The sequence below is a fragment of the Rhodovulum sp. P5 genome, from assembly GCF_002079305.1.
Classification (GTDB): domain Bacteria; phylum Pseudomonadota; class Alphaproteobacteria; order Rhodobacterales; family Rhodobacteraceae; genus Rhodovulum.
Genome location: NZ_CP015039.1, coordinates 14,597 through 34,713, shown reverse-complemented (window position 1 = coordinate 34,713; position 20,117 = coordinate 14,597). Strand labels below are relative to the sequence as shown.

General features: G+C 63.9%; 19 protein-coding genes. 15 read left to right on the top strand and 4 right to left on the bottom strand.

The window, feature by feature from the left end:
* Positions 1-84 precede the first annotated feature (84 nt).
* The 4 genes from RGUI_RS00195 (at position 85) to RGUI_RS00180 (ending at position 5,418) form a co-directional block, all read left to right on the top strand.
* Positions 85-1,134, top strand: a complete 1,050-nt coding sequence (locus tag RGUI_RS00195) for an ABC transporter permease (RefSeq protein ID WP_081531206.1) — start codon at positions 85-87, stop codon at positions 1,132-1,134.
* 12 nt (positions 1,135-1,146) lie between these two features.
* Positions 1,147-2,568 carry an ABC transporter permease gene (locus RGUI_RS00190; RefSeq protein ID WP_081531205.1) on the top strand — a complete coding sequence of 474 codons (1,422 nt, stop codon included), beginning with the start codon at positions 1,147-1,149 and terminating at the stop codon, positions 2,566-2,568.
* A 4-nt stretch (positions 2,569-2,572) separates the two neighbouring features.
* Entirely contained in the window at positions 2,573-4,657 is a 2,085-nt protein-coding gene (locus RGUI_RS00185) for an ABC transporter ATP-binding protein (protein WP_081531204.1), read from the top strand.
* 95 nt (positions 4,658-4,752) lie between these two features.
* Positions 4,753-5,418 carry a PEP-CTERM sorting domain-containing protein gene (locus RGUI_RS00180; protein WP_081531203.1) on the top strand — a complete coding sequence of 222 codons (666 nt, stop codon included), beginning with the start codon at positions 4,753-4,755 and terminating at the stop codon, positions 5,416-5,418.
* Between the two features lie 101 nt (positions 5,419-5,519).
* On the opposite strand, the gene RGUI_RS00175 is transcribed toward RGUI_RS00180, so the two are convergent.
* Positions 5,520-6,101, bottom strand: a complete 582-nt coding sequence (locus RGUI_RS00175; RefSeq protein WP_081531202.1) for a lytic transglycosylase domain-containing protein — start codon at positions 6,099-6,101, stop codon at positions 5,520-5,522.
* Between the two features lie 208 nt (positions 6,102-6,309).
* On the opposite strand from RGUI_RS00175, the gene ssb reads away from it, so the two are divergent.
* Both ssb and RGUI_RS00165 read left to right on the top strand, forming a co-directional pair.
* The gene (gene ssb / locus RGUI_RS00170) at positions 6,310-6,807 is read left to right on the top strand and encodes a single-stranded DNA-binding protein (protein WP_081531201.1); all 498 of its coding nucleotides are present in this window, start codon (positions 6,310-6,312) and stop codon (positions 6,805-6,807) included.
* A 28-nt stretch (positions 6,808-6,835) separates the two neighbouring features.
* On the top strand, positions 6,836-7,936 hold the full coding sequence (locus RGUI_RS00165) for a site-2 protease family protein (RefSeq protein ID WP_081531200.1): 1,101 nt from the start codon (positions 6,836-6,838) through the stop codon (positions 7,934-7,936).
* 23 nt (positions 7,937-7,959) lie between these two features.
* Here RGUI_RS00165 and lipA read toward each other — a convergent pair whose 3' ends face one another.
* Positions 7,960-8,916: a lipoyl synthase gene (gene lipA, locus RGUI_RS00160; protein WP_081531199.1), complete on the bottom strand. Its 957-nt coding sequence runs from the start codon at positions 8,914-8,916 to the stop codon at positions 7,960-7,962.
* 147 nt (positions 8,917-9,063) lie between these two features.
* On the opposite strand from lipA, the gene RGUI_RS00155 reads away from it, so the two are divergent.
* Positions 9,064-9,777: a VIT1/CCC1 transporter family protein gene (locus RGUI_RS00155; RefSeq protein WP_081531198.1), complete on the top strand. Its 714-nt coding sequence runs from the start codon at positions 9,064-9,066 to the stop codon at positions 9,775-9,777.
* Here RGUI_RS00155 and RGUI_RS00150 read toward each other — a convergent pair.
* Positions 9,774-10,868: a DUF6456 domain-containing protein gene (locus RGUI_RS00150; RefSeq protein WP_156882821.1), complete on the bottom strand. Its 1,095-nt coding sequence runs from the start codon at positions 10,866-10,868 to the stop codon at positions 9,774-9,776. The genes RGUI_RS00155 and RGUI_RS00150 overlap by 4 nt on opposite strands.
* Positions 10,869-11,098: 230 nt before the next feature.
* On the opposite strand from RGUI_RS00150, the gene RGUI_RS00145 reads away from it, so the two are divergent.
* Positions 11,099-11,425: a DUF6477 family protein gene (locus RGUI_RS00145; RefSeq protein WP_081531196.1), complete on the top strand. Its 327-nt coding sequence runs from the start codon at positions 11,099-11,101 to the stop codon at positions 11,423-11,425.
* Positions 11,426-11,440: 15 nt separating this feature from the next.
* Here RGUI_RS00145 and RGUI_RS00140 read toward each other — a convergent pair whose 3' ends face one another.
* Positions 11,441-12,991: a trimethylamine methyltransferase family protein gene (locus RGUI_RS00140; protein ID WP_081531195.1), complete on the bottom strand. Its 1,551-nt coding sequence runs from the start codon at positions 12,989-12,991 to the stop codon at positions 11,441-11,443.
* A gap of 230 nt (positions 12,992-13,221) precedes the next feature.
* Between RGUI_RS00140 and RGUI_RS00135 the strand changes: the two genes are divergently transcribed.
* The 7 genes from RGUI_RS00135 to RGUI_RS00105 all read left to right on the top strand — a co-directional run bounded on the left by RGUI_RS00135 (position 13,222) and on the right by RGUI_RS00105 (position 20,090).
* A complete protein-coding gene (locus tag RGUI_RS00135; protein ID WP_253798684.1) occupies positions 13,222-14,157 on the top strand; it encodes a delta-class carbonic anhydrase in 936 nt (311 codons plus the stop codon).
* A gap of 221 nt (positions 14,158-14,378) precedes the next feature.
* On the top strand, positions 14,379-15,179 hold the full coding sequence (locus tag RGUI_RS00130) for a delta-class carbonic anhydrase (protein WP_081531194.1): 801 nt from the start codon (positions 14,379-14,381) through the stop codon (positions 15,177-15,179).
* A gap of 44 nt (positions 15,180-15,223) precedes the next feature.
* Positions 15,224-16,780 carry a glutamine-hydrolyzing GMP synthase gene (guaA, locus tag RGUI_RS00125; protein WP_081531193.1) on the top strand — a complete coding sequence of 519 codons (1,557 nt, stop codon included), beginning with the start codon at positions 15,224-15,226 and terminating at the stop codon, positions 16,778-16,780.
* Positions 16,771-17,052 carry a putative quinol monooxygenase gene (locus RGUI_RS00120; RefSeq protein WP_081531192.1) on the top strand — a complete coding sequence of 94 codons (282 nt, stop codon included), beginning with the start codon at positions 16,771-16,773 and terminating at the stop codon, positions 17,050-17,052. Before guaA ends, RGUI_RS00120 begins: the two co-directional genes overlap by 10 nt.
* A 26-nt stretch (positions 17,053-17,078) precedes the next feature.
* On the top strand, positions 17,079-17,924 hold the full coding sequence (locus RGUI_RS00115) for a DMT family transporter (RefSeq protein ID WP_081535894.1): 846 nt from the start codon (positions 17,079-17,081) through the stop codon (positions 17,922-17,924).
* A 104-nt stretch (positions 17,925-18,028) separates the two neighbouring features.
* Positions 18,029-19,126, top strand: coding sequence for an outer membrane protein transport protein (locus tag RGUI_RS00110; protein WP_081531191.1), 1,098 nt, complete (start codon positions 18,029-18,031; stop codon positions 19,124-19,126).
* A 103-nt stretch (positions 19,127-19,229) separates the two neighbouring features.
* Complete coding sequence (locus RGUI_RS00105; RefSeq protein WP_081531190.1) at positions 19,230-20,090, top strand: ATPase; 861 nt, start codon at positions 19,230-19,232, stop codon at positions 20,088-20,090.
* Positions 20,091-20,117 lie beyond the last annotated feature (27 nt).

The window sequence follows — 20,117 nt, the reverse complement described above, 5'->3', positions numbered from 1 at the left end:
CTCGGGTCAGACACACGGATGTTGTGAACCAGCCCTAGACATTCTGCGCACCGCCACGGCGCGCGGCCAGCGAGAGAGGCCTCGATGGCAATCTTCATACTTCGGCGTCTGGGCGTCATGCTTCTGACGGCGCTGTGCATGACCTTTATCGTCTTTGCGCTGACCAACCTGCCGCCCAATCTTGAAAAACTGGCCAAGACGCAGGCGGGGATGCGCATCACCGATGCCGAGGTCGCAAGCTGGATCGACCGAAACGGATACGGCCAGCCGATCCCGGCCCGCTATGCCGAATGGCTGGGCATCGTTCCGGCCAAAGTGATCGAAACCGGTCGCGGCCTTGGCGGGCGCTGCGTGCGCCTGACCGGGGCGACCAGCGTCGAGGAGGTCCCCCGCTATTGCGGCGTGTTGCAGGGGCAATGGGGCTATTCGACCAAGTTCCGGGTGCCGGTGTCAGAGGTCATCGGCGAACGGCTGGCGCGCACCGGCATCCTGATGTTCTGGGCCTTTGCCACCATGGTACCGATTGCGCTGGTGATCGGGGTGCTGGCGGGCATGCGGGAAGGGTCTGCCACCGACCGGGCGCTGTCGACCTTTTCCATCGCCTCGACCTCGACCCCCGAATATGTGTCGGGCGTGATCTTCGTGGTGATCTTCGCCTCGTCCATGGTGGGGCTGAAATGGTTCACCGGCTCGGCCAAGTCGGCGGTGAACGGCGTGACATTCGAGAATTTCACCCTGCCCGTTGTGACCATCGCCCTTTACGGCATGGGTTATATCGCGCGGATGACGCGGGCCAGCATGGCCGAGGTGATGACCGCGCAGTACATCCGCACAGCGCGGCTGAAGGGGGTCAAGTTCCGCACCATCGTCCTGCGCCATGCGTTGCGCAACGCGCTGATCGCACCCTTCACCGTCATCATGCTGCAATTCCCGTGGCTTCTGACCGGGGTCGTGATCGTCGAGGCGCTGTTCGTCTATCCCGGCTTCGGCGATGCCCTGGTGCAGGGCGCGCAGGCCAATGATATCGACCTGCTGCTGGCGGTGTCGGTGGTGGCCGTGGTTGTGGTGCTGGTCACGCAGCTGATCTCCGATATCGGCTATGCGTTTCTCAATCCGCGCATCCGCGTCTCGTAACGGAGGTCTGTGATGGAACCCCTGACATGGACCGGCGCGCTGGGCCCCTGGCTGAACCCTGCGATCGTAGTTGCCGCGGTCGCCCTGGGGGTGTCGGTTCTGGCCAATATCCTCGTCGCGATCCTCACCAGCGAGGAGCGCGTGCACTACGGCGAGGATGGCGTCGCGCTGAAATCAAGCAGCGCCACGCGCTTCACCCGCCTTGCCATGGGGCTGTCGCTGGCCGCGGTCATCGCCATCCTTCTGTCCTATATCGTCGGTGGCGTCCTGCTGCCCCCCGACGCGAAAGGGATCATCGGGCGGCTTGCGACGCAGTTCCTGCCGGTCTGGATCGCGCTGGCCGTGACCTTCGCCGTCTCCATCGCGTTCAAGCGGCGGCTCGGGCTTTACGGGCATCTCTTTGACAACGTCATTGGCATGATCGGCTTCGGGCTGGTAATGTTCTGGGTGTTCTCCGCCCTTTTTGCCGACGTGGTCGTCACCTTCGACCCGGTGCGGGACGTCATATCGGGCATGAAGAACAAGGCCCCCGGCACACCGTTGCGCAGCCCGGAGGATGGCCAATACGCCTATTACCTGCTGGGGGGCGATGCGCTGGCGCGCGACGTGTTCTCGCGCATGGTCGCGGGCGCGCGGGTGGTCCTGACCATCGCGCCGGCAGCGACCCTGTTTGCGTTCATGGTCGGCATCGTGCTGGGCGTGCCCGCGGGCTATCTGGGCGGCAAGTTCGACACGATCCTGTCCTTCATCGCGAACCTCGTTCTGGCCTTTCCGGTGATCCTGCTGTTCTTCCTGCTGGTCACGCCGGAGATCATCCAGATGGGCGTGCCCACCTATATGGCGGCCGTGCTGTTCCTGTTCCCGATCGTCTTCCTCGTGATCCTGTGGAACTCTGCCTTTCACACGCGCCCGATGAAGCGGAACCTGTTCGTCGGGCTGACGGTGCTGATCGGCGGATGGCTTTATCTGGGTCTTGCCTGGGATGCCGATCCGTTTGGGCTGGTCTCGATCCCTGGGGGCGTGCTGATCGTGTTCGTCTCTGTCGTCTTCGTCAATTCGCCGACCGTCTTTCGCATCGTGCGGGGCCTGACGCTGGATATCCGCACCCGCGACTACGTGGCCGCCGCGCAAACCCGGGGTGAGGGGCCGTGGTACATCATGCTGTGGGAGATCCTGCCCAATGCGCGCGGGCCGCTGCTTGTCGATTTCTGCCTTCGGATCGGCTACACGACGATCCTTCTGGGCACGCTAGGCTTCTTCGGCCTCGGCTTGCCGCCCGAAAGCCCGGACTGGGGCACCTCGATCAATGCCGGCCGGGGCCTGTTGCAATTCTTCCCCTTCCCGCCGCTGGTCCCCGCCGTCGCGATCATGAGCCTTGTGCTTGGGCTGAACCTGCTAGCCGACGGGCTGAGGGAAGAGAGTTTGAAGGATTGACGCCATGACCAAATGGGATTTTGACGGCCCGATCCTCGAAATCGACCGACTGTCGATCAGCTTTTTCACGCGGATGCGGGAAATCCCCGCGGTGATGGATTTCTCGGTCACCGTTCAGCCGGGGGAGGCCGTGGGGCTGGTCGGCGAATCCGGCTGCGGCAAGTCCACCGTGGCGCTGGGCGTGATGCAGGATCTCGGGGTCAACGGGCGCGTCGTCGGTGGCAGCATCAAGTTCAAGGGCCGCGATCTTGGACAGATGACGCAGGAGGAGTTGCGCGATATCCGCGGGTCCGAGATCGCGATGATCTATCAGGAACCGATGGCCAGCCTGAACCCGGCCATGAAGATCGGCAAGCAGCTGATCGAGGTGCCGATGATCCACGAGGGCAAGTCAGAGGCCGAAGCCACGGACCTTGCCCTGCAACTGGTCGAGGACGTCCGCCTGCCCGACCCCAAGCGCATCCTGAATTCCTATCCCCACCAGCTTTCGGGCGGGCAGCAGCAGCGCATCGTGATCGCGATGGCGCTGATGTCGAAACCGTCGCTGTTGATCCTTGATGAGCCCACCACCGCGCTTGACGTGACGGTGGAGGCCGGGATCGTCGATCTGGTCAAGGATCTGGGCCGGAAATACGGCACCTCGATGCTGTTCATCAGCCACAATCTGGGGCTGGTGCTGGAAGTCTGCGACCGGCTGTGCGTGATGTATTCCGGCGAAGCGGTAGAGCGCGGCAGCATCGATGACGTCTTCGACAAGATGCGCCACCCCTATACACAGGCGCTGTTCCGGTCGATCCCACTGCCCGGCGCGGACAAGACCGAACGGCCGTTGGTGGCGATCCCGGGCAACTTCCCCTTGCCCCATGAACGGCCCACGGGATGCAATTTCGGACCCCGATGCGAGTATTTTCAGGCCGGGCGCTGCGACGCGCAGCATATCTTCATGACCGAGGTGCCCGGCGACGACCGGCACGAAACCCGATGCCTGCGGTTTCAGGAAATCGACTGGGCCTCTCCGCCCGCCCCCCCGCAGAAGGCCGCCAAGGCACAGGCCGGCAAGGTTGTTCTGAAGATGGACGACCTGAAGAAGTATTACGAGGTCGCGGCCAATGCGCTCTTCGGCTCGGGCGGCAAACGGGTCGTCAAGGCGAACGAGACGCTGAGTTTCGAGGCGCGCGAGTCTGAGACGCTGGCCATCGTCGGTGAATCCGGTTGTGGAAAGTCGACCTTTGCCAAGGTGCTGATGGGGCTGGAAACCGCGACGGACGGGAAGATCCTGCTCGACAACCGGGAGATTCAGGACATCCCCATTCAGAAGCGCGGGGCCAAAACCGTGGCCGATGTGCAGATGGTGTTCCAGAACCCGTTCGACACGCTGAACCCGTCGATGACCGTGGGCACCCAGATCATGCGGGCGCTTGAAATCTTCGGCGTCGGCAACAATGAGGCCGAGCGCCGAACGCGGATGCTGGAACTGCTCGACCTTGTAAAACTGCCCCGCGAATTCGCCGGACGGATGCCCCGGCAACTGTCAGGCGGGCAAAAGCAGCGCGTGGGCATCGCCCGGGCCTTTGCCGGGGGCGCGCGGATCGTGGTGGCCGACGAACCGGTCTCGGCCCTCGATGTCAGCGTGCAGGCCGCGGTGACCGACCTGTTGATGGACATCCAGCGCGAGGAGAAGACGACGCTTCTGTTCATCTCGCACGACCTGTCCATCGTGCGCTACCTGTCCGACCGGGTGATGGTGATGTATCTGGGTCATGTGGTGGAAATCGGCGCCACCGATCAGGTCTTCGCGCCCCCCTATCACCCTTATACCGAGGCGCTCTTGTCGGCCGTACCGATCGCCGACACCCATGTGACGAAAAAGCGGATCGTGCTGGAGGGCGACATCCCCTCGGCCATGAACCCGCCGCCGGGCTGCCCGTTCCAGACCCGCTGCCGCTGGAAGCCGCGCGTGACCGGCGACAAGTGCGAAACAGAGGTGCCACCGATGGTGACGCTGGCCGAGGGGCACCGGATCAAGTGCCACCTTTCGGCAGACGAACTGGCCAGCATGGAACCCGTGATCCAGATCGCCGCGGAGTGATCGCTTCACCGCGTGTCCCGAAGACCGCCTGCGACATGTTGTGCGAATCGGGTCAATCGGGCACTTTGTTAACGGGTTAATTAATGGGGAATCCAATGTATCCATTCGCTAGAATTCTTGCTGCAACAACATGTCTTGGCCTTTTTGCCGGCGCGGCATCCGCCACGATCATCGATGGCGCGATCACGGCCGGCACCGCGCTGAGCGCGGGCGGGACATTCATCAAGCTGACCGTGCCGTTCATCGAGTCCGACCCCGACAGCACCGTCGGCGACGACAACTTCCAGTCTCCGAACCTCTATGCCTTCGACGAGGTGCAGAATATCGCCGTCGAAGACACGCCGATCCCGTTCGATGTGGGCCCGGACGGCTCTGCCGGGTCGGTCGCAGTCGGTGCGGTCGTCGCCAGCCACTATATCATCTTCGATCCGCGGCAGTCGTTGTCCCTGTCCGGCTGGGTCGACTTCGATTCCGAAATTTACGGCGTGGTGACGGAAACCGCCACTTTCGGCCCGAGCGACACTCTTGCCAATCCCGGCGTGACCTACCTGTCGCCGGCCGCACGTGGGCTTGAGTCGGAAACGGTGACCATCAGCGGCTCGCGCCTGTATCTGAATAACTGGACTGCAAGCTCACCCGGCGATGTCGTCCGCGTCTTCACCGACCGATCGCCGTTGGCCGACGTTCCGGTCCCCGCGTCCCTGCCGCTGCTTCTGGCGGGGCTTGGCGGGCTCTTTGGGCTGCGGCGGCTCCGCGCCTGACGCGCATGGTGATCGGCGCCCGTGGATGCGGGCGTCGATCCTTCGGTGTTGTGGGCATGGATTTGCATGAGCGCGGCGGTTCGTGCCTGCGCCAGACGTCCTCAACTCCCCCAGATCTTCCTGACGTAGTTGCGGGTTTCCTTGTAGGGCGGAACGCCCCCGTGTTTCTCGACAGCCTCCGGCCCCGCGTTATAGGCCGCAAGCGCCAGACGCCACGACCGGAACCGCTCATACTGCATGCGCAGGTAACGTGCGCCACCGTCTAGGTTCTGGCGCGCGTCCTTGGGATCGACGCCGAGCTTGCGCGCCGTGGTCGGCATCAACTGGGCAAGCCCGATGGCACCCTTGTGCGACACGGCCCCCTGATTCCATCCCGATTCCTGCTGCACCAGACGCAGAAACAAGTCCTCGGGCACGCCATGGCGACGGGCCGCAGACCGGGCAAGCGACAGGTATTCGCCGCGATACTTGCCCGCATAGGACAGCCCCTTGCCCGGCAAGGCAAAGGCAGATTGCGGCTGAAGCCGGTCGGAACTGGCATATTGCGATGCCGCGCGCGTATCGAGGACACGGATCTGCGACTGGAAGATGTGCGCCCGCGACTTGGACGACACCGTGGTTTCCGCCAAGGCAGGACACGAGCCGAGCCCGATCAGGGCCAAGGCACCCAGCAAGGTTTTCACGACTGTCCCTCTCGTTCGTCGCAATTTTCTTGGCTTTTATCCCGAAATGCTGCGAATTTCCAGACGATAGCCAAGGCATCGGCACCAAGCCGCCCGCAACCGTTGGGCGCTGACCCTCGTTCGGCGGCTTTTCGCCTTTCCTTGCAGGCACCGCGGTGGTGTAAACGTGGGTGCGCGACACGACAGATTCTACGACAGGGGCAGACAGATGGCAGGTTCGGTCAACAAGGTGATACTGGTCGGGAATCTCGGCCGCGACCCCGAGGTTCGCAATTTCCAGAACGGGGGAAAGGTGTGCAACCTGCGGATCGCGACCTCCGAGAACTGGAAGGACCGCAACACCGGCGAACGGCGCGAACGGACCGAGTGGCATTCGGTGGCGATCTTCTCCGAACCGCTGGCGCGCATCGCCGAGCAGTATCTTCGCAAAGGGTCCAAGGTCTATATCGAGGGCCAGCTTGAAACCCGCAAATGGCAGGACCAGAGCGGACAGGATCGGTATTCGACAGAGGTTGTGCTGCGCCCCTACCGGGGTGAACTGACCTTGCTGGATGGCCGCGGCGAAGGCGGCGGCGGCAGTGGAGGTGGCGGCGGCGGATATGGCGGTGGCGGCTATGACGGCGGCTACGATCAGGGCGGGCGCGGTGGCGGCGACTATGGCGGACCGGCCCCGGCGGGCGATCTCGACGACGAAATTCCGTTCTGATCGGTGAACGGCTGAACCGGCAACAGCGATGACGTGGTCCTTTTCCATCGGCCATCTTTTCGGCTCGGAACTCCGGGTCCATGCGACCTTCTTCCTGCTTTTGGCATGGATCGGGACGGCGGCATGGATCGGGACGGCGGCCTGGATCGCGGACGGCCCGCTGGCCGCCGGAGTGAACATCCTGTTCGTCCTGGTGCTGTTCGCCTGCGTGGTGGCCCATGAATTCGGCCATGCCCTGATGGCACGCCGCTATGGCATCGCCACGCCGGACATCACGCTATTGCCCATCGGCGGGCTTGCGCGGCTCGACCGGATGCCCGAACGGCCGCTTCAGGAAATCGCGGTTGCCGTTGCCGGGCCGGCGGTCAATGTCGTGATCTGGGCCGTGCTGGTGGGGCTGGGCGCGGATACTGATGTCGAACGCCTGATGTCGATCGAGGATCCGGCGGCGGGCTTCTGGGGGCGGTTGGCGGCGGTCAACCTGTTTCTGGTGCTGTTCAACATGATCCCCGCCTTTCCAATGGATGGCGGACGGGTCTTTCGGGCCGCGTTGACGCTTGTCGTGGGGCGCGTGCAGGCGACCCGGCTTGCCGCGCGGTCGGGTCAGGTTCTGGCGTTCGCCTTCGGGTTTCTTGGCCTGACCTCCGGCAGCCCGGTTCTGGTCCTGATCGCGATCTTCATCTTCGTGGCAGCGGGGGCAGAAAGCGCCGACGTCGCCCTGCGCGACATGGCCCGGCACATGCGGGCGCGGGACGCGATGATCACGCAGTTCGAATCCCTCCGCCCCTCCGACACGCTGCAGATCGCGTCGAACGCGGTGATCCGAACCACCCAGCATGAGTTCCCCGTGACCGACCCCGGCGGCGGGTTACGGGGTTTTCTGACGCGGAATGCCCTTTTCACGGCGCTGGCCCATGGCAGCAACACCCGTTCGGTTGCCGAGGCGATGACAACGGGCATCCCGACCGTGCAACTGGCCGCACCGCTTGATGCGGCGCTGGATGCATTGCAGGACACCGGCGCCCCGGCCGTTGCCGTGACAGAGCCGACCGGGCGCATGGTGGGCTATATCACGCGCGAGAATATCGGGGAGTTGATGGTCATCAGCGGGCGCGACCGTCAGTATTGACGCCCGCGGCCACCGCCCTGCCATCAGGCCTTTGAAAGCGCCCGCTGACGGGCCTCTTTCAGCCGCGCGAAATCGTCGCCCGCATGATAGCTCGACCGCGTCAGCGGCGTGGCAGAGACCATCCCGAAACCCTTGCCATAGGCCGCCTTCTCATAGGCCGCGAACTCCTCCGGGGTGATGAAGCTGGCGACGGCGTGGTGTTTTGGCGTGGGCTGCAAATATTGCCCAATGGTCAGGAAATCCACATCGGCCGCGCGCAGGTCGTCCATCACCTGAAGAACCGCCTGCCGCGCCTCGCCGAGGCCGACCATGATGCCCGACTTGGTGAACATCGACGGGTCGATCTCTTTCACCCGTTGCAACAGGCGCAGCGAATGGAAATAGCGCGCGCCGGGCCGGACCTCCGGATACAGACCGGGCACCGTTTCAAGGTTGTGGTTGAAGACATCCGGTTTCGCCGCAACCACGGTTTCCAGCGCCGAGGCCGGGCATTTCAGGAAATCCGGCGTCAGAACCTCGATCGTCGTCTCCGGCGCGCGGTGACGGACGGCACGGATGGTCTGCGCGAAATGTTCTGCCCCGCCATCCTCAAGATCGTCGCGGTCGACACTGGTGATGACCACATGTTTCAGCCCCAGTTTCTGGACCGCATCTGCCACCCTGCCCGGCTCGAACATATCAAGGGTCTGCGGCTTGCCGGTGGCGACATTGCAGAAGGTACAGCCGCGGGTACAGATTTCGCCCATGATCATCATGGTCGCGTGGCCATGCGCCCAGCATTCACCGACATTGGGGCAGCCTGCCTCTTCGCAGACAGTCGCAAGCCCGTGGTCGCGGATCACCTTGTGCGTGTCGCTGTATCCTTTGCCACCGGGCGCGCGCACGCGGATCCAGGCGGGCTTTTTCGGCTGGGCATTGTCGGGGCGGTGCGCCTTCTCGGGGTGGCGCTGCTGGGGAAGTTTCAGATCGCGCGGGCTCATGGGGCCTCCTGTCATCGGGGCAGACTTAACCTCTGGCGCGCATCATGTCCAATACCGGCAAGCGGCTTTCGACGCCCCTACCCGCTGGCCCCTTGCCGGACCCCGCCCCGCCTGTATTCTGATTGCGGTTCTCGGAAGGCCCATCCCATGCAGCCCGCACGTTCCGACAGACTTGGCCGAACGCAGGAATTTCTCAAACAGATCGTCTATGGCGGAAATGACGGGATCGTCACGACCTTTGCCGTTGTGGCGGGCTTTGCGGGCGCACGGGCCGAGGGCGTCGCGCAGATCGGCGCGGTGGCGGTGCTGGTCTTCGGTCTTGCGAATCTCTTTGCCGATGCGATCTCGATGGGACTTGGAGAGTTTCTGTCAGGCCGTGCGCAGAAGGATCTGTACGCGGGCCAGCGCGACCGCCTGATGGAAAACCTGCGCCGCAGGCCGGCGGTCATGCGCGACCGCCTGACACGACACCTTCGCCTGCGCGGCATGTCCCCCACCGATGCCGAGGCGGCCAGTGCGATCCTGTCCCGAACGCCGGAACTGATGTCGGAACTGCTGCTGCACTATGATGCGGGGCTGGGACACCCCGACGACGAAGACCCGGCCGTGAACGGGGTCTTCACCTTCACGGCCTTCGTCGCCTTCGGGGTGATCCCATTGGTGCCCTATTTACTGCGCCCCGCCGACCAAGCGACCTTTGCCCTGTCAGTCTGTGCAACCTTCGTTGCGCTGACGGCACTGGGGCTCTTGCGCTGGAATGCAACCGGACTCGGGTTGGCCCGATCGGTTGGCGAAACGGTACTGGTCGGCGGGGTCTGTGCGGTGGTGGCCTATGCGATTGGCGCGGCCGTCGGCGGTTAACCGATCATCCCGGCGCTGTCGCCGAGTTCTTCGTAGTGGCGTTTGAGGCGCTGCAAGGCGATCCGCAGCACGATCTTGCCGGACCGGGCGGACCAGCCCATCTTTTTCTCCGCCTCTTCCATCCCTTCCAGGAAGCAGCAGCAGCGCAGCACGACATCGCCAAGCCCCGGGCCCAGGTCGCGCAGCGCGTTGGCAACCCTGTCACGGGCGGCCCCCGCACCGTCACCGGGCCCGCCGCTGCCGAAACTTCCGCGGTCGCCGCCGGTCAGGAACCTGTCCCAGTTCTGCGCCACGCGCGGCCCCATCTGGGATATCTCGAAATCCTCGCGCAGACGTTCGCCGGCGGCGACAAGATCGGCACTCAGAAAGGGTTTGCCGTCCTTGTCGCGGCGACGTGCAAGGATCGCCAGCGGAGACTCGGCCCGGTTGTAGCGGATACGTTCCGACCGGTCGTCCCCCTGCCATTCCATGTCGCGGTGCTGATCGCCAAAGGGCGTGTATGCCTCGGCCATGCCAGGCTGGCCGCCGGTCTCATCTTCCGCGAGGATGCGCTTGAGTTTGGCGCGCCCGGCTGCGGTGATCTCGTAGATCGTGACGCGCCCGCGGGTCCGGCACGAAATCCAGTCCTTCAAGGCGAAGGCTTCCGCGGTGGACCGGTCGGCCACGGCCGTCCGGGTCGTCTGTCCGTCGGGCCCGTCACGCAGCACCGCGGCCTGTTCCAGATCGCGGGCGACGGCCATGTAGGCCCCGGGTTCGTTCATCCGGCGCAAGATGCGCCGCGCCTCGCGCGAGAGGGTCGCCTCGTCCGATTGCGGACTGGGCTGCCGCTTCATGGCTGGCATGGGGGTGGTCTCCTTGTCTGGGGAACTGAGACGGCTCTGTGCGCCCAGCCTGGCCAGAGCCTCGTCGATGAGAGGATCGTCCCGCCGTGCCTCGACCCTGCGCACCTGGCGCATGACGGTAGAGGGGTGGCAACCTTCGCGCCGCGCAAGCGCGCGGAACGAACATCCCTCCTCCGTGTGGGCGAGATACATGCGCGCCGCCTTTGGCAGCCATGCTGGAGTCTTCTCCACTGCAGGTGACAATGCCATGGCGGTGGTCCTTCTCATCCTTCGTTCGACCGGACGGTCCTATTTCCGCCGGAAACCGCGTACAATCCAAAGTTGATTTTGGTTACTGTTCAGTTAATACAGGGCGCGTTCATCAGTATTGTTTCGAAGAAATAAACTTTTTTTACAGGTGCGTACGGCGTTATCCACAAATGCGCAACACCCGCTTGGGTTGTGTCATGATCCCTCCATACCGATCAACGGAGGCCAAAATGACCGATCTTCCCTCAGCCCTTGCCACCCTGCGCCGTCCCCGTCTTCTGATCAGCGCCGCGCGCTACGGACTGCCTGAATACCGCCGGGAACGCGACCTTGCGCGCCTTCTGCAGGGCAGCCGGCCGACAAGTTCGATGGACGCGCTGTGGCGCCTGATGGATCTTGAGGAAGAGACCGACCAGCTGCGCCGGTCGGGCAGCGCGCGCTATGCCGTCGGCAAGCACATCGAACTTCTGATCGCGGTGATGGCAGAGGCCAAGATGCTCACCGCCATGCGCCGCGAGGAACGGGTGGACAACGGGCTTGAGAAGAAAGCCGCCTAAGCCGTTCTCTTCATGTCAGAAATAGGCGTCGGGCATCTCTTCCTTGCGTTTCGCGACATATGCTTCCAGCGCCTCTGAAATGCCCGGGTCCAGCGTCGGCGGCTGGTACTGAGCAAGCAGTTTCGACACCCGGTCGGCAGCAAGGCTGGCGGTATCGCGCGCGCCTTCCTCGTCCCAGGTCTCGAACGGCTTGTAGTCCAGCAGGTCCGACCGCCAGAATGCGTCACGGAAATGCGCCTGCGTGTGGGCGCATCCCAGGAAATGTCCGCCGGGGCCGACCTCGCGCAGCGCCTCCATCGCCTGCGCGGCCGCATCTGCCGGCACGGCAGCGGCCATCCGGTGCAACGCGCCAAGCTGGTCGGCATCCATCACGAACTTCTCGAAACTGGCGACAAGGCCGCCTTCCAGCCATCCTGCCGCGTGCAACATGAAGTTCACGCCCCCCAGAAGGGCGGCATTCAGGGTGTTCGTCGTCTCGTATGCGGCCTGTGCATCGGGCAGTTTCGACCCGCACAACGCCCCGCCAGAGCGGAACGGCAGGTTCAGGCGCCGCGCGAGCTGACCCGCACCATAGAGAATCTGGCTGGCCTCGGGCGTGCCGAAGGTCGGCGCGCCGGAATTCATGTCGATCGAGGTGACGAAGGCGCCGAAGATCACCGGCGCCCCCGGCCGGATCAGTTGGGCATAGGCGACACCGGCCAGAACCTCTGCCAACACCTGCGTCAAAGTGCCGACCACCGACACCGGCGCCATCGCCCCCCCGACGATGAAGGGCGACACGATGCAGGCCTGCCCCGCGGCGGCATAGACCTCAAGCGCGCCCATCATCGTGGCGTCGAAGGTCAGCGGAGAGTTGATGTTGACCAGCGATGTCAGGACGGTTTTTTCGGCCACGAAGTCCTTGCCGAAGAGAACCTCGCACATCTCCACCGAATCTTTGGCGCGCGACGGTTCGGTCACCGACCCCATGAACGGCTTGTCCGACAGCGTCATATGGGCCAGCAGCATGTCGAGATGCCGCTTGTTCACCGGAATATCGGTCGGTTCGCACACCGTACCCCCGGAATGGTGCAGCCATTTCGACATATAGCCGAGCCGAACGAAGCGCCGGAAATCCTCCATCGTCGCATAGCGGCGCCCACCGTTCAGGTCGCGCACGAAGGGCGGGCCGTAGACCGGGGCGAAGACAAGGCTCTTGCCGCCGATCTCGACATTGCGCTCGGCGTTGCGGGCATGTTGGGTGAACCTTGCGGGTGCCGTGGCGCAGAGTTGCCGGGCCAGTCCCCGCGGCAGGCGCACGCGTTCACCCTGCACATCCGCCCCGGCCGCACGCCAGCGCTCCAGCGCCGCCGGGTTCTCGACGAAATTGACGCCGATTTCCTCCAGCACCGTTTCGGCATTGTGCTCGATGATCTCAAGCGTTTCGTCGTTCAGCAGATCGAGTGTGGGAACGGAACGCTCGATGAACCGGGCGCACTCCACGGCCACCGTCTGTCGCGCCGCCCGCCGGGCTGCCCCTCCACCGCTGCGCCCCTTGCGCCCCTGCCGTGCCGATGGCTCTCCCATGCGCAATTCTCCCGATGCCGGACTGAAGCCTTTTCCCTATCTAGCGCCCCTCGACCGATCCGGTGTGGCCGGTTTGCGCCCCATCCTTCGCTGCGAGCGACATCTTGTGCCGTCAGGCCGTCAAAAGGCCGTCCGCTGGCCCAATCCCGGCCCGATTGTTCGGGCACTGATGACGCGACCCAATCCGATCGGAAACAGTGCGAACGCGCGATCACTTGAATGAGGCGACCATGACAAAAGCCAGACCCGGCATGCGGCCAGCAACCCTAGCAACAGCCATTGCCCTGTCCGTGCTTGCCACGCCGCTGACAGCGGGCGGCCACGGCGCGACCGCCCATGCAACCGGCGGTCATGGCGACGACCACGCAGCGGCCAGCAATGGGCACGCGAAACCGGCGTCGCACGATATCTCGCTGGAACGGCCGTCTCAGTCGAACGATGATATCTGCACGGGTTTCGGGCCGCAGGCGCCGCGCGACATCGGCATGCCGCTGGGGACCAATACGCGGCATTTCACGATGGCGCCCCCGGCCCGCAAGATGAACCTGTGCAACATCCACACGCATACCAATGCCGAACATGCCGGCCCCGGTTTCATGATCTATGCCGGATCGGGCGAACATGGCGGATACAAGTGCAACGAATCCGACAGCCTGAGTGCGGAGGACCTGATGGATCCGCCCCATCAGGAAGGTGCGTTCGAGGCCGTTGCCCCCGGCGACACGCTGGAGGTGCACTGGGTCTATACCACCTGCGACGTCAAACCGGGGGCCGGGCTCGGCTCCTGCCTGTCGCCGACCTGTTCGAACCCGCAACTGCGCGTGGAAAGCCAGGTGTTCCTGCTGGTCAACGACCCCCACGCGCTGAACTTCATGGACTTCGCCTATCAGGGGAACATGGCAAACGGTCTGCACCAGCCCAAGTCCCTGCCGACGGGCACCGGCCGGCCAGTCGTCTTTGCAGGGTCGACCACGGGCACGAAATACACCGCGAAGAAATGCTCGCCCATGCAGGTAACGTGGAGCGTTCGGACCGGTTGCGCGCGGCTCGATATCGGGTCTGTCTACAAATGGGGTGCCAGCCACAACGTCTTTGAAGAGCATCACAGCCACGGTGTGCGGCAACTGGTGACCGCGCTGGAATTGCTCTCGCCGATCACCCCCTGACCGGGTGCGCCGGGGACTGAGCGAAGATCGTCGCGCCCGGCGCCGGGCGCGACACAAGCACCGATTGCGCCGACCGTGTCGCTGACCTACGCCCCCCAATACACAAGAACCGGAGTCCCGCCCGAAACGGATGCAACCGCTGCATATGCCTTAACGGTTGGTTAACTCTCGGGCTCGACAAGAAATCCGGACACCACGACAACCCAGACGGGAGGATCCCCATGCCCAACGCCTTCACCCGGCCGCTCGCCGCCGTTCTTGGCCTGACTCTGTCGGCCCTGCCCGCAGCCGCCGCCGACATCTGCCAGGGCTTCGGCCCGCAGGCCCCGCGCGATATCGCCAGCATCGACGGCACGAACACGGTGAGTTTCGACGTGGCCCCGCCTGCGTCGGAAATGGTCCTGTGCGATATCCACACCCACACCAATGCCGAGCACAAGGGGCCTGGCTTCAGCAAGTTCGCCGGTGCCACGCTGCATGGCGGTTACGAGTGCAGCGGGCGTGAACATCTGACGCCGCATGAGCTTTTCATGCCAAAGGCCCCGCGAAAGCATTTCGGCGATGCCGCCCCCGGCGACACACTGGAGGTGCACTGGGTCTACACCACCTGCGGGAACGCGACCGCCGGCCACGGCCTGGGCACCTGCATCCCCGAAGGGTGCGAGAACCCGCAGCTTCGCGTGGAATCCCAGGTGTTCCTGCTGGTGAACAACCCCCACGCGCTCGATTTCATGGACTTCGCCTATCAGGGCCACACCGTCGACGGGCGCAATCAACCGCGGGCGCTGCCCGAGGGCACGGGTGAACCGGTCGTCTTCCTCGGCTCCACCACCGGGCCCGTCTACACCTCGCAAGAGTGTTCGCCCTATCATGTGACCTGGTCGGTTCGGCCCAACTGCGCCAAGCTGGACATCAACTCGCTTTACGAATGGGGCCATTCAGGCAACCCGTTCGAGGAACATCACAGCCACGGCGTGCGCCAGCTTGTGACCGCGCCGGAACTGCTTTCGCCCATCAACTGACGGGCCGGATTGCCTTGGCTCATGGCGTCGCCTAAACAGGCGCCATGAGCACCCATGAACGCCTATTGATCGTCGACTTCGGCTCCCAGGTGACGCAGCTGATCGCGCGCCGCCTGCGAGAGTTGAATGTATACTGCGAGATCCACCCCTATCAGAACGTCACCGACGCCTTTCTGGCGGACTTCGCGCCCAAGGCCGTGATCCTGTCCGGCGGCCCGGCCAGCGTGCTGGAAGACGGCTCGCCCCGGCCACCTGAAAACATCTTCGATCTTGGCGTGCCGATCCTCGGCATTTGTTACGGCCAGCAGGTGATGATGCAGATGCTGGGCGGGCGGGTCGAGCGCGGGCACGGCACCGCCGAATTCGGCCGGGCCTATGTCACGCCCAGCAACGAGCGGACCGAGCTCCTGAACGGCTGGTTCCTTGATGGGCGCGAACAGGTCTGGATGAGCCACGGCGACCATGTCGCCGAGATCGCCCCGGGGTTCGAGGTCTACGGCACCTCCCCCAACGCGCCATTCGCCATCACCGCGGATCTGTCGCGCAACTTCTTTGCCGTGCAGTTCCACCCAGAGGTGCACCACACCCCCAATGGCCGGACGCTCTATGAAAACTTCATCCGTCTGGCTGGCTTTACCGGCGACTGGACCATGGGCGCCTATCGCGAGGAAGCGATCCGCAAGATCCGCGACCAGGTGGGCGATGCCAAGGTCATCTGCGGCCTGTCGGGTGGCGTCGACAGCTCGGTTGCCGCGGTCCTGATTCACGAGGCGATCGGGGACCAGTTGACCTGCGTCTTCGTCGACCACGGTCTTCTGCGGATGAACGAGGCGGAAGAAGTGCTGTCCATGTTCCGCGACCACTACAACATCCCGCTGATCCACGCCGATGAATCGGAGTTGTTCCTGACCGCGCTGGACGGCGTTTCCGACCCCGAGGTCAAGCGCAAGACCATCGGCAAGCTGTTCATCGACGTCTTCCAGAAGCACGCGGCCGAGGTCGGCGGGGCGGAGTTTCTGGCACAGGGCACGCTTTATCCCGACGTGATCGAATCCGTCAGCTTCTCTGGCGGCCCCTCGGTCACGATCAAGAGCCACCATAATGTCGGCGGCCTGCCCGAGAAGATGGGCCTGAAACTGGTCGAACCCCTGCGCGAACTGTTCAAGGACGAGGTCCGCGCGCTGGGTCACGAACTGGGCCTGCCCGCCAGTTTCATCGGCCGCCACCCCTTCCCCGGCCCCGGCCTTGCGATCCGCTGCCCCGGAGAGATCACGCGGGAAAAGCTGGAAATCCTGCGCAAGGCGGACGCGGTCTATATTGACCAGATCCGCAAGCACGGGCTGTATGATGAAATCTGGCAGGCATTCGTGGCGATCCTGCCCGTGCGCACCGTGGGTGTGATGGGCGACGGGCGCACCTATGACTATGCCTGCGCGCTGCGCGCCGTGACCAGCGTGGACGGGATGACCGCGGACTACTATCCTTTCACCCATGACTTCCTTGGTGAAACCGCCACGCGGATCATCAACGAGGTAAAGGGGATCAACCGCGTGACCTATGACATCACCTCCAAACCGCCGGGAACCATCGAGTGGGAGTGATCCTGTCGGGATATTTCCTTGCGCCGCTGGACCGGCTGGAGGAACTGCGCGCTGCCCTGCCGGAGCATATCCGCCTCAGCCGGGCGGAACCGGACTGCCTGTGTTTCGATATCATCGAAGACCCCGATGTCCCGGGCCATTTCAACGTCTATGAGGAATTCACGGATGCCGACGCGCTGCGCGCCCATCGCCGCCGCTGCGATTCCTCGAACTGGGGCTGGGTCAGCCGGGGCATCGACCGCCGCTATACGGTCACCGGGCTGAACGAGTGATCCACGTCGTCAGGGCCGCGGCCTGGATGACCGGGGCGATCGTGTCGTTCTCCTCCATGGCCGTCGCGGGGCGCATCGTGACGGTCGAACTCGATACGTTCGAGTTGATGCTCTACCGCTCGCTCATCGGGGTCACACTGGTGGTGACCATCGGCGGCATTGCCGGACGCCTGCGAGAGGTGTCCACCCGGCAGTTGGGCCTGCACCTTATCCGGAATGTCTGCCACTTCACGGGCCAGAATCTGTGGTTTCTGGCGATCAGCCTGATCCCGCTGGCGCAGGTCTTTGCGCTGGAATTCACCTCGCCCCTCTGGGTTGTGGCCCTTGCGCCGCTGCTGTTGGGTGAACGGCTGACCCGCGCGCGCATCGCGGCGGCAGCGCTGGGGTTTGTCGGCATCCTGATCGTTGCCCGCCCCAACCCGGCCGCGCTTGACCCCGGTACGCTTGCCGCGCTGGGGGCGGCCATCGGCTTTGCCGGATCGGCGATCTTCACCAAACGCCTGACCGCAAGCCAAAGCATCCTGTCCATCCTTTTCTGGCTGACCGTGATGCAAGCCCTGTTCGGATTGATCTGCGCAGGCATCGACGGACATATCGCCTGGCCCTCCGCCGCCGCTTGGCCTGCGCTGGTCGTCATCGGGCTGGCCGGGCTTATTGCGCATTTCTGCCTGACCAACGCGCTACGCGTTGCGCCCGCCACAATCGTCATGCCGTTGGATTTCCTGCGGCTTCCCGTCATCGCCGTGGCCGGGATGCTGATCTTCGACGAACCTCTCGAAATGGCCGTCTTTGCCGGGGCCGCGATCATTCTGGCCGCCAACCTTCTCAACCTGCGGGCGGAAGTGCGACCGCGGAGACACGATTTGCGATAAAGCCCGCGGCTGTTTGGTCAAGGGCTGCGTTCCGAATTGACCACCCGTGTCCATTCAAAATATCGTCACAATGGAATGAAGGACGCAAAGTCTCGGGAGGAGGCATGAAACAGTTTTTGGCCGGGGGGGCGATTGCGGCCCTTTGTGCCGGGATGGCGCATGCAGGCGGTGTCGAACGGTCGCCGCAATCGGTGAGCATTCTCTTCGAGGAAGGCACCTATGCCGAATTCAGCTTCAGCGCCATAAACCCGAGCGTTTCGGGCACGCAGGGCGGTTTGGGCTCCGGCAACATGCTGAAGAGTTACGAGACCTACAGCCTCGGCTACAAACAGGCCCTCAGCGACAACCTCGACCTTGCGCTCGTCCTTGACCAGCCGATCGGGGCGGATGTCGACTATAGCAACGGCCCGGGCTACCGGCTTGAGGGCACGACGGCGGAGTTGAGGAACAACGCGCTGACCGCCTTCCTGCGCTACAAGTTCCCCGCGAATGTCAGCCTGATCGGCGGCATCCGCGTCATGCGGACATCCGGCGACGTGTCGATTGACGATGACCTCGTACAAGCCTTCTACCCCGGCTACGTCTATTCCCTGTCTACCTCGACCGAAACCGATGTCGGCTATGTTCTTGGCATCGCGTGGGAAAAGCCTGAAATCGCGGCCCGCATCGCGCTGACCTACAATTCCTCGATCACACAGACTTTCCAGGCCACGGAAAGCCATCCCGCCGGCGTGTCCGTCACCGGCAATTTCGAGACGACGATCCCGGAATCGATCAATCTGGAATTTCAGACCGGGGTCGCTGCGGACACGCTCCTGTTCGGTTCTATCCGTTGGGTGAACTGGACCGATTTCAAGATCGAACCGGATGTCTATGGCGTGATCTACGCGGGTACGGCGCTTGTCGATTATGAAGATGACCGCATCACCTATAATCTGGGGCTCGGCCGGAAATTCAATGATACGTGGTCCGGGGCGGTTCTGGTCAGTCACGAGGACAGCACCGGCAGCATCACCGGCAATCTGGGCCCGACGGATGGCTACACCTCGGCCGGGCTTGCGGTGACCTATACCAAGGGCCGCATGAAGCTGACCGGCGGCCTGCGCTATATCGACATCGGCGGCGCCACCACCACAATCGGCGGCGACTTCGACGGCAACCACGGTTGGGGCGCGGGTGTGCGCGTCGGCATCAGTTTCTGAAGCCAGCCGCCCCGTCCCCCCATTCGCGTCAGGCCGGGCGGTTTCGTTTGACCGCCCGCGCGGTGCTGGCTACCAGTGGCCGGAAGGCACGAAGGGGCGTGACATGCTGTATGGATCGGCGCGCGACTGGCTTGAGGCGCAGGACAAAAGGGTTCTGCTGTTCGGCATGTCCGGACTGGGCAAGACCCATGTCTCCAACACGCTGCGCACGCAGGGCGACTGGTTCCACTATTCGGTCGATTACCGGATCGGCACCCGCTACATGGGCGAGTTCATCGCCGACAACTTCAAACGTGAAGCGATGAAGGTGCCGCTTTTGCGGGAGTTGCTGCTGACCGACAGCGTCTACATCGCGTCCAACATCACCTTCGACAACCTTGCCCCCCTGTCGACCTATCTGGGCAAACCCGGCGCCCCCGAAATGGGCGGCCTGCCCTTTGACGAATACATGCGTCGGCAGGAACAGCACCGCGAGGCCGAGATCAGCGCCTTGCTGGACACCATCCACTTCATGGAACGCGCGGTGGAGCTTTACGGCTACGGTAATTTCGTCTGCGATTCCGGTGGCTCGATCTGCGAGGTCGTCGATCCCGACGATCCCGAGGACAGGGTTCTGCGCACGCTGTCGGAAAACCTGCTTCTGGTCTGGATCGAAGGGGCAGAGGCACACACCGCCGAACTGGTCCGCCGCTTCGACCGCGCGCCGAAGCCGATGTATTACCAGCCCGATTTCCTGCATGCCGCCTGGTCTGAATACCTGTCGGAAAAAGGCATCGCCGAACAGGATGTCGACCCCGATGCGTTCGTCCGCTGGACCTATGCCCGTGCGCTGGCCCACCGGCAGCCGCGCTATGCCGCCATGGCCCGCAACTGGGGCGTAAAGGTCCGGGCGGAAGATGTTGCCAAAGTGTCCTCCCCGGACGATTTCGTCGCGCTTATCGGCCGCGCCCTTGAGGCGCGGTGAAAACCCGCCTATCTGTCCACTTCGCGC

Coding starts and splice junctions, on each gene's coding strand:
- RGUI_RS00130 (WP_081531194.1), top strand. CDS start 14,379: ATGCCCAACGCCTTCACCCGGCCGCTCGCCGCCGTTCTTGGCCTGACT.
- RGUI_RS00115 (WP_081535894.1), top strand. CDS start 17,079: ATGACCGGGGCGATCGTGTCGTTCTCCTCCATGGCCGTCGCGGGGCGC.
- RGUI_RS00105 (WP_081531190.1), top strand. CDS start 19,230: ATGCTGTATGGATCGGCGCGCGACTGGCTTGAGGCGCAGGACAAAAGG.
- RGUI_RS00165 (WP_081531200.1), top strand. CDS start 6,836: ATGACGTGGTCCTTTTCCATCGGCCATCTTTTCGGCTCGGAACTCCGG.
- RGUI_RS00155 (WP_081531198.1), top strand. CDS start 9,064: ATGCAGCCCGCACGTTCCGACAGACTTGGCCGAACGCAGGAATTTCTC.
- ssb (WP_081531201.1), top strand. CDS start 6,310: ATGGCAGGTTCGGTCAACAAGGTGATACTGGTCGGGAATCTCGGCCGC.
- RGUI_RS00135 (WP_253798684.1), top strand. CDS start 13,222: ATGACAAAAGCCAGACCCGGCATGCGGCCAGCAACCCTAGCAACAGCC.
- RGUI_RS00195 (WP_081531206.1), top strand. CDS start 85: ATGGCAATCTTCATACTTCGGCGTCTGGGCGTCATGCTTCTGACGGCG.
- guaA (WP_081531193.1), top strand. CDS start 15,224: ATGAGCACCCATGAACGCCTATTGATCGTCGACTTCGGCTCCCAGGTG.
- RGUI_RS00185 (WP_081531204.1), top strand. CDS start 2,573: ATGACCAAATGGGATTTTGACGGCCCGATCCTCGAAATCGACCGACTG.
- RGUI_RS00140 (WP_081531195.1), bottom strand. CDS start 12,991: ATGGGAGAGCCATCGGCACGGCAGGGGCGCAAGGGGCGCAGCGGTGGA.
- RGUI_RS00150 (WP_156882821.1), bottom strand. CDS start 10,868: ATGGCATTGTCACCTGCAGTGGAGAAGACTCCAGCATGGCTGCCAAAG.
- RGUI_RS00110 (WP_081531191.1), top strand. CDS start 18,029: ATGAAACAGTTTTTGGCCGGGGGGGCGATTGCGGCCCTTTGTGCCGGG.
- RGUI_RS00180 (WP_081531203.1), top strand. CDS start 4,753: ATGTATCCATTCGCTAGAATTCTTGCTGCAACAACATGTCTTGGCCTT.
- RGUI_RS00190 (WP_081531205.1), top strand. CDS start 1,147: ATGGAACCCCTGACATGGACCGGCGCGCTGGGCCCCTGGCTGAACCCT.
- RGUI_RS00145 (WP_081531196.1), top strand. CDS start 11,099: ATGACCGATCTTCCCTCAGCCCTTGCCACCCTGCGCCGTCCCCGTCTT.
- lipA (WP_081531199.1), bottom strand. CDS start 8,916: ATGAGCCCGCGCGATCTGAAACTTCCCCAGCAGCGCCACCCCGAGAAG.